The 13,341-nt window shown below is 68.6% G+C and carries 14 protein-coding genes; 4 read left to right on the plus strand and 10 right to left on the minus strand.

The window, feature by feature from the left end:
- Together HFP48_RS25620 and HFP48_RS25625 are read right to left on the minus strand one after the other, a co-directional pair.
- Entirely contained in the window at positions 1 to 774 is a 774-nt protein-coding gene (locus HFP48_RS25620; RefSeq protein WP_196813340.1) for an SDR family oxidoreductase, read from the minus strand.
- A gap of 44 nt (positions 775 to 818) precedes the next feature.
- Complete coding sequence (locus tag HFP48_RS25625) at positions 819 to 1,982, minus strand: acyl-CoA dehydrogenase family protein (RefSeq protein WP_029546558.1); 1,164 nt, start codon at positions 1,980 to 1,982, stop codon at positions 819 to 821.
- A 258-nt stretch (positions 1,983 to 2,240) separates the two neighbouring features.
- Between HFP48_RS25625 and HFP48_RS25630 the strand changes: the two genes are divergently transcribed.
- The 4 genes from HFP48_RS25630 to HFP48_RS25645 all read left to right on the plus strand — a co-directional run bounded on the left by HFP48_RS25630 (position 2,241) and on the right by HFP48_RS25645 (position 5,632).
- Positions 2,241 to 2,795, plus strand: a complete 555-nt coding sequence (locus HFP48_RS25630; RefSeq protein WP_168580274.1) for a nuclear transport factor 2 family protein — start codon at positions 2,241 to 2,243, stop codon at positions 2,793 to 2,795.
- A gap of 95 nt (positions 2,796 to 2,890) precedes the next feature.
- The gene (locus tag HFP48_RS25635) at positions 2,891 to 4,066 is read left to right on the plus strand and encodes a thiolase family protein (protein WP_168580275.1); all 1,176 of its coding nucleotides are present in this window, start codon (positions 2,891 to 2,893) and stop codon (positions 4,064 to 4,066) included.
- Between the two features lie 27 nt (positions 4,067 to 4,093).
- On the plus strand, positions 4,094 to 4,858 hold the full coding sequence (locus HFP48_RS25640; RefSeq protein ID WP_043802011.1) for an SDR family NAD(P)-dependent oxidoreductase: 765 nt from the start codon (positions 4,094 to 4,096) through the stop codon (positions 4,856 to 4,858).
- A gap of 9 nt (positions 4,859 to 4,867) precedes the next feature.
- Positions 4,868 to 5,632: a crotonase/enoyl-CoA hydratase family protein gene (locus tag HFP48_RS25645; RefSeq protein WP_006941653.1), complete on the plus strand. Its 765-nt coding sequence runs from the start codon at positions 4,868 to 4,870 to the stop codon at positions 5,630 to 5,632.
- Positions 5,633 to 5,759: 127 nt separating this feature from the next.
- On the opposite strand, the gene HFP48_RS25650 is transcribed toward HFP48_RS25645, so the two are convergent.
- The 8 genes from HFP48_RS25650 to fdxA all read right to left on the minus strand — a co-directional run bounded on the left by HFP48_RS25650 (position 5,760) and on the right by fdxA (position 13,289).
- The gene (locus HFP48_RS25650; protein ID WP_029546563.1) at positions 5,760 to 6,923 is read right to left on the minus strand and encodes an ABC transporter substrate-binding protein; all 1,164 of its coding nucleotides are present in this window, start codon (positions 6,921 to 6,923) and stop codon (positions 5,760 to 5,762) included.
- 17 nt (positions 6,924 to 6,940) lie between these two features.
- On the minus strand, positions 6,941 to 7,666 hold the full coding sequence (locus HFP48_RS25655; protein WP_006941656.1) for an ABC transporter ATP-binding protein: 726 nt from the start codon (positions 7,664 to 7,666) through the stop codon (positions 6,941 to 6,943).
- Positions 7,650 to 8,465 (minus strand): ABC transporter ATP-binding protein, encoded by an 816-nt coding sequence (locus tag HFP48_RS25660; RefSeq protein ID WP_072636536.1) that lies wholly within the window; start codon positions 8,463 to 8,465, stop codon positions 7,650 to 7,652. The genes HFP48_RS25655 and HFP48_RS25660 overlap by 17 nt, the downstream gene beginning before the upstream one ends.
- Entirely contained in the window at positions 8,462 to 9,448 is a 987-nt protein-coding gene (locus HFP48_RS25665; protein ID WP_168580276.1) for a branched-chain amino acid ABC transporter permease, read from the minus strand. Before HFP48_RS25665 ends, HFP48_RS25660 begins: the two co-directional genes overlap by 4 nt.
- Complete coding sequence (locus HFP48_RS25670; protein ID WP_006941660.1) at positions 9,445 to 10,335, minus strand: branched-chain amino acid ABC transporter permease; 891 nt, start codon at positions 10,333 to 10,335, stop codon at positions 9,445 to 9,447. The genes HFP48_RS25665 and HFP48_RS25670 overlap by 4 nt, the downstream gene beginning before the upstream one ends.
- Before the next feature lie 99 nt (positions 10,336 to 10,434).
- Complete coding sequence (locus tag HFP48_RS25675; RefSeq protein WP_029546566.1) at positions 10,435 to 11,619, minus strand: ABC transporter substrate-binding protein; 1,185 nt, start codon at positions 11,617 to 11,619, stop codon at positions 10,435 to 10,437.
- Between the two features lie 105 nt (positions 11,620 to 11,724).
- A complete protein-coding gene (locus HFP48_RS25680; RefSeq protein ID WP_168580277.1) occupies positions 11,725 to 12,975 on the minus strand; it encodes an MFS transporter in 1,251 nt (416 codons plus the stop codon).
- Positions 12,972 to 13,289: a ferredoxin gene (gene fdxA, locus HFP48_RS25685; protein ID WP_029546568.1), complete on the minus strand. Its 318-nt coding sequence runs from the start codon at positions 13,287 to 13,289 to the stop codon at positions 12,972 to 12,974. Before fdxA ends, HFP48_RS25680 begins: the two co-directional genes overlap by 4 nt.
- Between the last annotated feature and the right edge of the window lie 52 nt (positions 13,290 to 13,341).

Consider the following 13,341-nt stretch of genomic DNA (forward strand, 5'->3'; position numbering starts at 1 on the left):
TTACTGAGCGGTGAGTCCGCCGTCGACCGGAATGGTCACGCCGGTGATGTAGCTGGCATCGTCGCTGTTGAGGAAGGCGATCACCGACGCGATCTCCTCGGGCTGAGCACCCCGGCCGAGCGGGATGGTGGCGACGAAGTCCTTGGTCAGGGCCGAGACGTCGGCGCCGGGCTCGCGCCCGAAGAACTGCGAGAGCATCGGCGTGACGACCTGGCCGGGGCAGATGACGTTGACCCGGATACCGTCCTTGGCGCCGACGAGCGCGAGGGAGCGGGCGAACGGGACGAGCGAGCCCTTGGTCATCGAGTAGATCGGGCTGAACGGCGAACCGATCAGCGCGGACGTCGACGACGTGAGGGTGACCGAGCCCTTGCCCTCCGCCTTCTTCAGCAGGTCGAAGCCGAGGGTGGTGGAGTAGTAGGCGCTCTTGACGTTGACCGCGATGTTCTTCTCCCAGTCGGCGTCGCCGACCTCGAGGCCGCCCGGGCCGGGCATGCCGACCTGCGCGTGCAGCGCATGGAGGACGCCGTGGTCGGCGTCGATCTTGCCGAAGAGCGAGCGAAGATCGTCGTTGTTCGTCGCGTCCACCCGCATCGGAGTGGCCTGACCGCCCTCGGCCCGGATCTCCTCGGCGACGGTGACCGCACCGTCCTCGGACAGGTCGGCGACGTACACGTGGCCGCCCTCCTGGGCGATGCGATGGCTGATCGCGCGGCCCATTCCCGAACCACCGCCGATGATCGCGGCAATACGTCCCTCGTAACGACCCAGCATTTCGTTCACCTCGTTCTCGAGAAGTTCTTCGTTGATGTGCAATGTCAGGCGCGCTGATCGAACGTGCGGCCCAGGAGCTCGGAGACGATCCGGGTGCGCTGCATGGTCGGCGTGCCGCCCGCCAGCGCCCATCCGTGCGAATCGCGGTGCAGCCGTTCGATTCCGAACTCCTCGGTGTACCCGTTGCCGCCGTGCAGCTGGATCGCCATGTCGGTGACGCGCTTGGCCATCTCGTTGGCGGTGCACTTGGCGAGGGAGACCTCGAGCGGATCGGGCAGTCCGTCGGTGATGTTCGCGACGGCGCGATCGCGGAGCAGCCGAGCGGCCTCGACCTGCAGGACCATGTCGGCCAGGGTCATCTGGACGGACTGGAACTCGACGAGCGGCTTGCCGAACTGGTGGCGCTCCTGCACGTAGGTGACGGTGCGGTCGAGCGCCTCCTGCCCGATGGCCAGGCTCATGGTCGTGTTGCCCAGGCGCTCGATGGTGAACGCGCCGAACAGCTTCCTGAAGCCGCCGGCCTCGGCGACGATGTTCTCCTCCGGAACGACCACGTCGTCGTAGAAGATGTCGGCCGACGGAATGCCCCGGAAGCCCATGAGCTTCTCGCGTGCGCCGTAGCTGATGCCGGGCCGGTCGGCCTCGACGAGGACGGCTCCGATGCCCTTGGCGCCGGGGGCATCGCCCATGCGGCAGTAGGTGAGGTAGACGTCGGCCTCGCTGCCGTTGGAAATCCACCGCTTCATGCCGTTGACGACGACACCCTTGTCGGTGCGCACGGCCTTGGTGGTCATGTCGGTGGCGGCGGAGCCGGCGTCGGGCTCGGAGATCGCGACGGCCATGGTCTTCTCGCCGGCGACGATCTGCGGCAGGAACGTCTTCTTCTGGTGTTCCGTGCCCAGGCGGGCGATGGCCTGGGCCGGGCCGGTGTTGGATTCGAAGATCTGGAAGGCCGCCGGCCGGCACACCTTCGCGAACTCCTCGATCACCGCCAGGGCGTGGGACAGCGGGGCGCCGGACCCTCCGTACTCCTCCGGCAGCGAGATGCCGAGATAGCCCAGCTCGCCGAGGAAGCGACGCTCGTCGTGCGGGAACGCGGTGCGTTCGAGATCCCACTGCGCAGCCTTCGGTGCGTAGCGCTCCCGGGCTACGGTCGCCGCGGCCGCACGGATGTCCCGGAGCTCGTCGTCGACGTGCGATGTCGCCATGCCCCCACCTTTCTGTGTTCATCATTAACCTAAAGTGCCCACCGGATGTGGTCAAGGTCACTCAGTTCGATGACTCACATACTAACCATGATAATGATTAAGAGGCAATCGCTTCTTTGGCCGATGGTCGCCACCCAGGCCCGGAAGGGTCGTCACCTGCGGAATTCGCGGCCTCGCCTGCGCCGCCCTGTCCTTCCCGCACCTCCACCGCCTATTGTGCAATACATCACAATCGTTATCAGTTTCTATGGAGGTCACATGACGACACTCGACTCGTCCCCGAGGGCGCTGGAGGATCTGGTCCGGCGCCTCACCCGGCTCGAGGACCGTGCGCGCATCCAGGACCTCGTCGCGGCCTACGCCATCGCCGTCGATGACCACGACCTCGAGACCCTGCTCTCGCTGTTCACCGAGGACGGCGAGTTCGAGCGCGCCGGCTCCATCGCCCGCGGGCGCGAGGAGATCCGCGAGTTCTACGTCGCCGCCATGGACCGCTACAGCCTGACCCTGCACTCGCCGCAGAGCGACCAGATCTCCGTCGACGGGGACCGCGCACGCGGATTGCTCACGGGCCGAGCAGAACTGGCGCTCGACGGGACGTTGATGATGGCGGCGTACCGATACTCCGACGAGTACGCCCGCGTGGACGGCCGCTGGCTGTTCCGGCGACGGGACCTGCGGTTCATGTACGCCGTGCCGTTCGAGCGGATGAATGCGGGCCTGTGCACGACGGAGCGCATCCAGTGGCCGGGCACCCCGCACCGGCGCGCCGACTTCCCCGAATCCCTGCCGACCTGGTCGACCTACCGATGAGGGCCCTACCGGTGTGACGCGGGCCATACGATCGGTCGGAGAATGGTTTATAGTAACCATCATCATGAATTGATTTCCCGACTGGAGGAACGCCCATGACCCGCGCTGTCATCGTCGACGCCGTCCGATCCCCCACCGGACGGGGCAGAGCGCAGGGAGCGCTGGCCGGGGTGCACCCCAGCGATCTGCTCGCCCAGGTCCTGGCCGGGCTCGTCGCCCGCAACGACCTCGATCCCGGCCTGATCGACGACGTCCTCATCGGCTGCGTCAACCAGTCCGGCGAACAGTCCGCCACCCCCGGGCGGCAGGCCCTGCTCGCGGCCGGATTTCCCACGCACGTGCCCTCCGTGACCATCGAACGCAAGTGCGGCTCCGGCCAGCAGGCCGTCGACTTCGCGGTCCAGGGCATCACCGCCGGCGCGTACGACATCGTCGTCGCCGGCGGCGTCGAGTCGATGAGCCGGGTTCCGATGGGATCGGCGGCCATGGGCAAGGACCCGCACGGGCCCGCCGTGCGCGAGCGCTTCCCCGATCTCGTCCCGCAGGGCATCGCCGCGGAGCTCGTCGCGCAGAAGTGGGCACTGAGCCGGGGCGAGCTGGACGAGTACTCGGCCCGCTCGCACGAACGCGCGGCACACGCGCGCGCCGCGGGCTGGTTCGACGGCGAGATCGTTCCCGTCACCACCCCCGACGGCGTGGTGACCTCCGACGAGACCATCCGCGAGGGCACCACCGCCGGCAGGCTCGCCGGTCTGCCCGCGGCCTTCGACACCGACACGTGGCGCGAGCGTTTCCCCGAGCTGGACTGGAAGGTCACCGCGGGCAACTCCTCGCAGATCTCCGACGGCGCGGCCGCCCTGCTGATCATGTCCGAGGAGAAGGCGGCCGCGCTCGGCCTGCGCCCGCGCGCCGCGATCGTGGCCTCGGCCGTCGTGGGCGACGATCCCACCCTCATGCTCACCGGCCCCATCCCCGCCACCGAAAAGGTCCTCGCCCGGGCCGGCCTGTCCGTCCGGGATATCGCCGCCTTCGAGGTCAACGAGGCATTCGCCGCCGTCCCCCTCGCCTGGCAGCGCGAGATCGGCGCGTCCGACGACGTCCTGAACCCGCTCGGCGGCGCCGTCGCCCTCGGACACCCGCTGGGCGCGTCCGGTGCCCGGCTGATGACCACACTGCTCCACCACCTCGAACGCACCGGCGGGCGCTACGGCCTGCAGACCATGTGCGAAGCCGGCGGAATGGCCAACGCGACCGTCGTGGAACGACTGTAGAAACCCACTTCCGACTCAGGAGAAATCATGGACATCACCCAGGGATCGGCGGTAGTGACCGGCGGGGCCTCCGGCCTCGGCCTGGCCACCGTCAAGCGCTTCGTCGGCCTCGGCGTGCCGACGGTGATCCTCGACCTGCCCACCTCCGACGGGGAGGTCGTCGCCAAGGAACTCGGCGAGCTCGCCGTGTTCGCCCCGGCCGACGTCACCGATCCCGACGCGGTGAACCGCGCGCTCGACGCGGCCGAGGAACGCGCTCCGCTCCGGGCCGTCGTGCACTGCGCCGGCCGCGGTGGCACCGTCCGCGTCGTCGAGAAGGACGGCACCCCCGGTTCGCTGGACATGTACGAGAACCTGATCCGGATCAACCTGATCGGATCGTTCAACGTGCTGCGCCTGTCGGCCGCCCGCATGGTGAACAACGAGCCCGTCGACGGCGAACGCGGCGTCATCGTCCTCACCGCGTCGGTCGCGGCGTGGGAGGGCCAGATCGGCCAGATCCCCTACGCCTCCGCCAAGGCCGGTGTCGTCGGCATGACCCTCGTCGCCGCCCGTGATCTGGCCCGGAAGCTCGTGCGCGTCAACAGCATCGCGCCGGGCACCTTCGACACACCGATCCTGTCCCGGTTCTCGCAGGAGATCCGCGACGGACTCGCCGCCCAGACCCCGCACCCCGCCCGCCTCGGGCAGCCCGACGAGTACGCGAAGCTCGCCCTGTCGATCGTGGACAACGCGATGATCAACGGCGAGACGATCCGTATCGACGGCGCGATCCGCATGCAGCCCCGCTAGGAGACAGCCATGGACACCCCCGTACACGTCGAACAGTCCGACGGCGTGCAGATCATCACGATCAACCGGCCCGAGGTGCGTAACGCGATCAACACCGAGACCGCCGTCGCCGTCGCCGCCGCCCTCGACGAACTCGACGCCCGCGACGATCTCGTCGCCGGCGTGATCACCGGCGCCGGCAAGACCTTCTGCACCGGGATGGATCTGAAGGCCTTCCTCGCCGGCGAACGCCCCTCCGTCGAGGGTCGCGGCTTCGCGGGCATCACCGAGAAGTCCCCCGCCAAGCCGCTCGTCGCGGCGGTCGAGGGACACGCCGTGGCCGGCGGGTTCGAGATCGTGCTCGCCTGCGACCTCATCGTCGCCTCCGAGACAGCCGTCTTCGGCCTGCCCGAGGTCAAGCGCGGCCTGCTGGCCGGTGGCGGCGGACTCCTGCGGCTGCCACGCCGCGTCCCGCACCAGCTCGCCGTCGAATGGTGCCTCACCGGTGAGTACTTCTCGGCGCAGACCGCGTACGAGGCGAAGCTGCTCAACCGCCTCGTGCCCGAGGGGCAGGCGCTGACCGAGGCGATCGCCCTGGCGAAGACCATCGCGAAGAACGGCCCGCTCGCACTGCGCGCCACCAAGCAGATCATCGCGCAGGCCCGGGACTGGTCCAACGAGGAGGAGTTCGAGCGCATGCGCGAGATCTACGAGCCAGTGCGTTCCTCCGCCGACGCGAAGGAAGGCGCGCTGGCGTTCAAGGAGAAGCGCGAACCCGTCTGGCAGGGACGCTGACCCAGCGGTACGACGAGCGGGGCCCGGGAGGAATTCCCGGGCCCCGCTCGCATTCGTGTGCCGAAGGACCGAATGTCACACCGCTTCGATCAGATCGAAGCGATGTGACATTCGGCCACAGGATGAATCAGGCCGACGGCTTGGCGACGACCACCTCACGGCTGCCGTCCCATTCGACGAGCACGCCCGGGGTACGCATGTCGTGACCCTCGAACGTGATCTCGCCCTGTGCACCGTCGAATCCTTCGGCGGTGACCTGCTCGAGACCACGCTGGATGTCCTCGCGGGACGCACCGCCGGAGGCCTTGATCGCGCGCGCCAGCAGCCACGCGGCGTCGTATCCCTCGGCCGCGTAGTTCAGCGGGTCCTCGTTGTACTTCGCCCGATACGCCGCGACGAACTCCTGGGACGACGCCGCCGGCTGGTCGAGTGTGAAGTTGGCGGTCCAGAACATGCCGGCGCCGTCAGCCCCCGCCGGGACGAGGTTCTTCGCGCCTGCACCGGTCTGGCCGAGCACCGGTCCCGTGTATCCGGCCTGGCGCAACTGCCGCATGGCCGTGGCGTTCTGGGCGCCGGTGAGGAGCATCGCCACGGCGTCGGGCCGTTCCCCGGCGATCTTCGTCGCCGAGGACGCGAAGTCCTGGGTGGTGTTCTGCACGGACGTGGTCGAGACGATCTGGTAGCCGTGCTCGGCCTGCCCCTCGGGAAGGTTCTTCTCCGCCATCTCCGCGAGGGCCGGGTTGGCCGCGTTGAACAACACGCTGACCCGCTCGACGCCGAGGTCCTCGAGATGAGCCAGGGAGGTGCCGATGTGCGTGGTCTGCGGCGGGGTCGCCCGGAAGGTGTAGTCGCCGCCGAGCACACCGTCGCTGGCGGACTGCGTGTAGACGGTCGGCAGCTTCGCCCGGTCGACGAGCGGCGAGATCGCGATCGCCTGGGCACTGGAGATGCCGCCGAGCAGGGCGCTGACCGACCGGTCCGCGGTCGCTTCGGTCGCCTGGCTCACAGCGGTCTGCGTGTCGCTGGCCGCATCGCGGCTCTCGAGCACGAGCTTCGACTCACCGAGGAACCCACTGCTGTTGACCTGTTCGACGGCGAGCTCGATACCCCGGAACTGGGGCAGGCCACCGAAGGCGGTCAGACCGGTCTTGTCGGTCACGGACACGATCTTGATCTCGCCGGGCATCTCGCCGGACCCCACGGTTCCGCCGCCGCCCGAGCCGCACGCGGTGGTCAGGGCGAGCCCGGCGACACCGGCCAACGCGGCGACGGCAATGCGCTTGTTCTTCATTCTCTTCCGTTCTCGGTTCAGTTGTCGGTTCCGGTGAGCGCGGCTTCACCGAGGAAGGCCAGCACCACGGACGAGTGGTTCCGCGCCTCGTCGACCGGTCCGGAGTACACGGATTCGCCGCGGTTGACGACGACGACGTCGTCCGCGATCTTCATGCCGGCCTCGGCGTTCTGTTCGACCATGAGGACGCCGATGCCACGGTCGGCGATGCTGCGCACGCTGGCCATGACCCGGTCGACCACGGCGGGGGCCAGACCCATCGACGGCTCGTCCATGAGGATGTACCCGGGCTGCGACATGAGGCTGCGGCCGAAGGCGAGCATCTGCTGCTCGCCGCCGCTGAGCAGGCCGGCGGGGCCGGACTGCCGCTCCTCGAGGATGGGGAACATCTCGAACACGGTCCGCATCGATTCCTCGCGGGCCTTCTTCGACGCCACCAGGCCCCCGATCTTGAGGTTCTCGTGGACGGTGAGCGAGCCGAACACCTTGCGGCCCTCGGGAACCAGCGAGATGCCCCGCTTGAGGATCTTGTGGGCGGGCCATCCCTTGATCGACTCGCCGTCCAGAAGCACGTCCCCGGAACTGGGCGTGGTCAGCCCCGCGACGGTGCGGAGGGTGGTGGTCTTGCCGGCGCCGTTGGCGCCGAGGACGAGCGTCACCCGGCCCGGCCGCGCGGTGACGGACACCCCGCGCACGGCACTGACCTTGCCGTAATCGACGTGCAGATCACGAATCTCGATCATCGTTGTCCTGCTTTCCGAGATAGGCCTCGCGCACCGCCGGATCACGCACCACGTCGGCGGGGGAACCGGAGGCGATGAGCTGTCCGGAGTTCATGGCGAAGAGGTGATCGCAGACGTCCACCATCATCTGCACGTCGTGTTCGACGATCAGCTGGGTGAGTCCTTCCGAGCGCAGGTCGGACATCAGCCGGCCGATCTCCTCGCGTTCGAAGCGGTTCATGCCGGCGGTGGGTTCGTCGAGCAGCAGCAGCTTCGGGGACATCACGATGGCGCGGGCGATCTCCACCCGGCGCTGCAGGCCGTACGAGAGCTGGCCGGGGCGCAGCTTCTCCTTGCCGTCGAGCCCGGTGCGTTCGAGGGCGGTGCGCACGGCCGCCTCGGCGGCGTCGCGTTCGGTGCTGTCGACCCGTCGCCACCACCGTCGCGGTCCCGCGATCAGGTCGTGCCCGAGTTCGACGTTCTCGTGCACGGTGAGATCGTCGAGGAGACGGACGGTCTGGAAGGTGCGCCCGATGCCGAGCCGCGCCACCTGCTCGGGTTGGACGCCGGAGAAGTCCCGCCCCTCGAAGTGCATCGATCCGCGGGTCAGGGGCGTGAGCCGGGTGACGGCGCCGAGCAGGGTGCTCTTGCCCGACCCGTTGGGTCCGAGGATGCCGGAGATCAGGCCGCGCTCGAGGCCCAGGGTGATGCCGTCGACGGCCTTGATGCCGCCGAAGTGGACCGCGAGATCCTCGATGCGTAGCACCTGATCCGGAACCCGGCCGGGAACGCCCTCCTGGGGAGCGACTTCGGTGGTCATCGCGTTTCTCCTGTCGAGGCGGAGTGGGCACCGGTGCCCGCGAGTTCGGCGCCGAGTTCTGCGGCGGCCTCGTCGTCGGCCGCGTCGGCGAGACGTTCCGCGGCAGCCGCGTCCTCGAGGGCCGCGCTGTCGCGACGGGCGAGGCGGCGACGGTACAGGTCGGTGACGACGCCGGTGATGCCGCCGGGCATGAAGATCGCGGCGATGGCGACGATGATGCCGTAGACGATGCTCTGGTAGGTGCCCACCTGCTCCAGCATCACCGGAAGCCACGTGAAGATGAGGGCGCCGATGAGCACACCGAGCCAGGACCGGGAGCCACCGACGATGATGATCGTCAGCGCGAGCACGATCAACGGGAAGCCGATGTTCTCCGGGGCGATGGCCGTCATCATCAGGATGTTCAGGGCGCCTCCGAGCGCGCCGAGCACACCGCTGATCACGAAGGACATCCGGCGGTAGCGGGCGACGTTGATGCCCATGGCCGAGGCGAGTTCCGGGTCTTCGCGGACCGCCTCGATGCGCCGGCCCATGCGGCCGCGCTCGCTGAGGATCATCGCCGCGACGACGGCGGCACAGACGACGGCCAGGTGCGGGACGGAGATCTCCGGGGTGGTGAGAACGCCGAACAGGCCGACCGAGCCGCCGGTGAGCTCGCCGCCGTTGTGGGCGACGACGGTGACGATCATGACGAACGCGACGGTGGCCATGGCCAGGTACAGGCCGGCGAGGCGCTGCAGGATCAGCGAGAGCAGGTATCCGATGACCGCGCAGATCACGACGATGGCGGCGGTCGCGGAGATTGCGTCGAATCCGAAGTGCAGCACGAAGATTGCGGCGCCGTAGCTGCCCATGCCGTAGAAGGCGGCGCCGGCGAAGGAGAACACTCCCATCCGGAACTGGATCTGGATGCTCAGGGCGAGCAGCAGCACCGTGAACGTGCTCTGGATGAGGACGATGTTGGAGAAGTAGAAGTCGCTCATACCCGTCGCACCTCCTTCCTTCCGAAGATGCCCTGCGGCCGCAGCAGCAGAACCACGAGGATGAGGCCGAAGCCGACGGCGTCGACCCAGCCGCCGCCGGTGTAGCGGAGCACCAGGACCTCGGAGAACGCGAGCACCATCGCACCGAGCGCGGCGCCGCCGGTGCTGCCCACGCCGCCGAGGATGATGATGGCGAACGCCTTGATGAGGAGGGTCTCACCGCTCTCGGCGGTGATGGCGCCGAGGTTGTAGGTGAGCAGGGCACCGGCGAGGCCGGCGAGGCCGCCCGACACCGCCATCGTCAGCAGCGACAGCTGGCGCCGCTTGACGCCCATCAGTTCGGCGGTCTCCGAGTCCACGCCGATGGCCCGCAGGGCGAGCCCGTGGCTGGTGTTCTTGAGCCAGAAGGAGATCGCCAGCGTGAGGATCAGCGCGCAGCCGAGCACGATCAGGCCCGTGCTCGTCAGTCGCAGGTCGCCGACGGTGTAGACCGACGTCTCGTACGAGCTGCCCACGAAACCGAACGGCTCGCTCAGCGTGCGGAACTGCACGACGGCGACCGGGATGGTGCCGATTCCGATGCCGCCGATGAGGATCTGCAGTTCGGCGGTCCGCTGGTTCTTGGCCCGTCGCAGGATCGGCTGGAACGCGAAGACGTCGATGGCCGCCGAGAGCGCCGCCCCGACCACGACGGAGATCAGGCAGACCGTGACGAGCCCGAGACCGACGTTGGACACGATCTGGGAGGCCACGAACGCGGAGAACATGAAGATCCCGCCGTGGGCGAAGTTGAGGATGTCGATCGTTCCCCAGGAGATGCTCATTCCCAGGCAGAAGAGCAGGTAGATGGAGCCGAGCACGAGCGCGTCGATCACCAGCTGTGACATGACGCCTGCCTTCCTCCGGCCGGGATTCCCCGGCGGCGGTGCGATGTTCTTCCGGTCATTCGTCGAACTCCTTGGTGCACAGGTGCGGAGCGATCCGCACTACTTCGCCGATTCCTGGTCGTCGATCAGCACTTCTTCCGTGCCGTTCCATTCCACGAGCACGCCGTTGACGCGCATGTCGTTGCCTTCGAAGCGCACCGGGCCGAGCGCGCCGTCGAAGCCCTCGGCCACGACCTGCTCGAGGCCGCGCTGCAGGTCGTCGCGGGACGCACCGCCGGCGTTCTTGGCAGCGTGGGCGAGCATCCAGGTCGCGTCGTAGCCCTCGGCCGCGTAGTTGAGCGGATTCTCCCCGTTGTACTCGGCGCGGTACGCCTCGACGAACTGCTGCGAGGACTCGTCCTTCTGGTGGAAGCTGAAGTCGGTGGCCCAGTACATGCCCGCGCCCGCGGCACCGGCGGGTGCGAGGTTGCCCGCGCCGGCGGCGGGGTTGCCCACCACGGTGCCGGTGTAGCCGGCCTGGCGCAGCTGCGACATGGCCGTGGAGTTGCCGGCGCCGACGAGCAGGACGATGACCGCGTCGGGCTTCTCACCGGCGATCTTCGTTGCGGTGGTGCCGAAGTCCTGCGTGGTGGCCTGGACGGAGGTGCTCGACAGGATCCGGTAGCCGTACTTCTCCTGGCCCTCGGGGATGGTCTTCTCACCGAGTCCGGCGAGGGTGACGTTGCCCGCGTTGTAGAGCACGCTCACGGTCTTCACACCCTGCTGCTGCAGCCGCTCGAGCGCCTTGACGAAGTAGGTCTCCATCGGAGCCGTCGCGCGGTAGGTGTAGTCGCCGATGACGACGCCCTCGCTGCCGGACTGGGTGAAGATCGTCGGCAGCCCGGCCCGTTCCACGAGCGGGGCGATCGCGACGGCATGGGCGCTGAGCACCGGTCCGAGTAGGGCGCTGACACTCTTGTCGGTCAGCGTCTCGGTGGCCTGGCTGACCGCGGTCTGCGTATCGCTCGCCGAATCACGCTTCTGCAGAACGATCTTCGAGTCACCCAGGTAATTCTGCTCGTTGATCTCCTGGATCGCGAGTTCGATGCCCTTGAGCTGGCTGTTGCCGACGTACGCCGTGGTGCCGGTCTGGTCGGTCACGGAGACGACCTTGATCTCGGCCGGCAGGTCACCGTCGGCGACGGTGCCGTTTCCGCCGGAGCCGCAGGCGGCCGTGAACAGGACGCCGAACGCGCTCGCGGCTCCGAGCAGACGACGCCGGACTTTCCGGTCGACTCGAGACATGTGTGCACCTTCCGGTCGAATGATATGCATCATTAGTCGTGATGCCCGTCACAGTAGAGCCACGCCGACGAAATGTCCAGAGGCCGATCCGGATATGCGCAGGAATTATTTGCGGGCGGGGACGCGTACGGGGTCCACGGCGACGGCCGGCGTCCACCGACCCCGGCCCGCCCCCGCGACGGCCACACAGAAGAGGACAAAAATCGTTACCGCACCGGCGGATCCGTAGGAGTATCCCCACGCCGACGAGAAGGCGCCGGCCACCAGGATCATCACCGCCGCGAAGCCGTACGACGAACACGCGTACAGCGACGTGCTCCTCCCCTGCTCCACCGGCGTCATGCCGGCGGTGAGCAGGATGAGGCCCTGCGCGTATGCGAAGCCCTGCCCGATGCCCCACAGGAAGCTGCCGGCCAGTACCGGCCACAGCGTGCGGGCGACGAGGCCGGCGGCGACGAACACGCCACCACCGGCGAGCAGGAGCAGACACAGCTGGGGCCCCGGGGAACGGCCTGCGGCCCGGGCGAGGTAGGGGCCCAACCAGGCCGTGACGAGCAGGATGATGGCGGCGAGGACGCCGACCACCAGCAGCTCGGACCCGATCCCGTCGCGCAACGCCGACGGCAGCACGCCGACGGCGATGCCGCCGACCGTCCACCCGGCCGCACCCAACCCGTAGGCGGGCAACCTGTTCCGGTCGAACGCGGCGCCCGCGCCGGCCGGAACGGGCCCCGCCGGGCGCGGGGGCTCGGCGTGCCGGAGCGCGGAGAGCCGGCGCCTGTTCCCCCACAGCGCGGCGGCGAGCAGCAGTCCCGAGAGCACGAGGGAGACGGCGTGCAGCCGGTAGATGAGAACGGTGGGCTCCGGCAGCAATTGGGCGACGGTGGCCGCGGCGATCAGGCCGAGGAACGAGCCGGCGATCGCGCCGGTCGCCGCCAGGGTGCGGCCCGCGTCGCCGCGCGCCGCCACGGCGAGCGTGGCGGCGGATCCGGTGGCGAGCCCGACACACGTTCCGGTCAGGGCACGGCCGACGAAGAGCAGCCCGGCGGTGTCGGCACCGGACCACAGGGCGACGTCGCCGAGGACCCCGACGACGAGCGCACCCGGCAGGACGGCCCACGCGAACCGTCCGAGCGCGGTCCTGCTCACGACCAGGAACATCGACACCAGGGCGACGAAGTACGTCACGAACAGGGCGGCCAGCACGAACGGGGACAGGCCCAGATGGTCCTCGTACAACGGCAGGATCGGGCCCGGAATGTTGGACCCGACGACGGCGAACGTGAATGCGGCCGCCACCGCGGCGCCCAGGAGCACCGGTCCCCGGCCGGGTCGCGGAGCCCGGACCGCGATCATGCCCGTACGGGCAGACTCTTCACGAGCGGTGGGTCGTAGTCGGTCTTTCCGATCTTGGAAGCGCCGCCCGGTGAGCCGATCTCGGCGAAGAAGTCGGCGTTGATCTGCGTGTACCCGGCGCGATCCTCGGGGACGTCGTCCTCGAAGAAGATCGCCTCCACGGGGCAGACGGGTTCGCAGGCGCCGCAGTCGACGCATTCCTCCGGGTTGATGTACATCATCCGGCCGCCCTCGTAGATGCAGTCCACCGGACACTCCTCGATGCAGGCCTTGTCGAGGACGTCGACACAGGGCTCGGTGATGGTGTAGGTCACTGCGCACTCCTCCGATTCGATGACCGCGTGATTTAGGTCATAATCATATTCA

This window comes from Rhodococcus sp. DMU1 (assembly GCF_012272955.1).
Taxonomy (GTDB): Bacteria; Actinomycetota; Actinomycetes; order Mycobacteriales; family Mycobacteriaceae; genus Rhodococcus; species Rhodococcus aetherivorans.

What these genes read in the sequence shown, in the direction of transcription:
- HFP48_RS25620 (WP_196813340.1), bottom strand. Translation starts at nt 774, where the DNA reads ATGCTGGGTCGTTACGAGGGACGTATTGCCGCGATCATCGGCGGTGGT.
- HFP48_RS25625 (WP_029546558.1), bottom strand. Translation starts at nt 1,982, where the DNA reads ATGGCGACATCGCACGTCGACGACGAGCTCCGGGACATCCGTGCGGCC.
- HFP48_RS25630 (WP_168580274.1), top strand. Translation starts at nt 2,241, where the DNA reads ATGACGACACTCGACTCGTCCCCGAGGGCGCTGGAGGATCTGGTCCGG.
- HFP48_RS25635 (WP_168580275.1), top strand. Translation starts at nt 2,891, where the DNA reads ATGACCCGCGCTGTCATCGTCGACGCCGTCCGATCCCCCACCGGACGG.
- HFP48_RS25640 (WP_043802011.1), top strand. Translation starts at nt 4,094, where the DNA reads ATGGACATCACCCAGGGATCGGCGGTAGTGACCGGCGGGGCCTCCGGC.
- HFP48_RS25645 (WP_006941653.1), top strand. Translation starts at nt 4,868, where the DNA reads ATGGACACCCCCGTACACGTCGAACAGTCCGACGGCGTGCAGATCATC.
- HFP48_RS25650 (WP_029546563.1), bottom strand. Translation starts at nt 6,923, where the DNA reads ATGAAGAACAAGCGCATTGCCGTCGCCGCGTTGGCCGGTGTCGCCGGG.
- HFP48_RS25655 (WP_006941656.1), bottom strand. Translation starts at nt 7,666, where the DNA reads ATGATCGAGATTCGTGATCTGCACGTCGATTACGGCAAGGTCAGTGCC.
- HFP48_RS25660 (WP_072636536.1), bottom strand. Translation starts at nt 8,465, where the DNA reads ATGACCACCGAAGTCGCTCCCCAGGAGGGCGTTCCCGGCCGGGTTCCG.
- HFP48_RS25665 (WP_168580276.1), bottom strand. Translation starts at nt 9,448, where the DNA reads ATGAGCGACTTCTACTTCTCCAACATCGTCCTCATCCAGAGCACGTTC.
- HFP48_RS25670 (WP_006941660.1), bottom strand. Translation starts at nt 10,335, where the DNA reads ATGTCACAGCTGGTGATCGACGCGCTCGTGCTCGGCTCCATCTACCTG.
- HFP48_RS25675 (WP_029546566.1), bottom strand. Translation starts at nt 11,619, where the DNA reads ATGTCTCGAGTCGACCGGAAAGTCCGGCGTCGTCTGCTCGGAGCCGCG.
- HFP48_RS25680 (WP_168580277.1), bottom strand. Translation starts at nt 12,975, where the DNA reads ATGATCGCGGTCCGGGCTCCGCGACCCGGCCGGGGACCGGTGCTCCTG.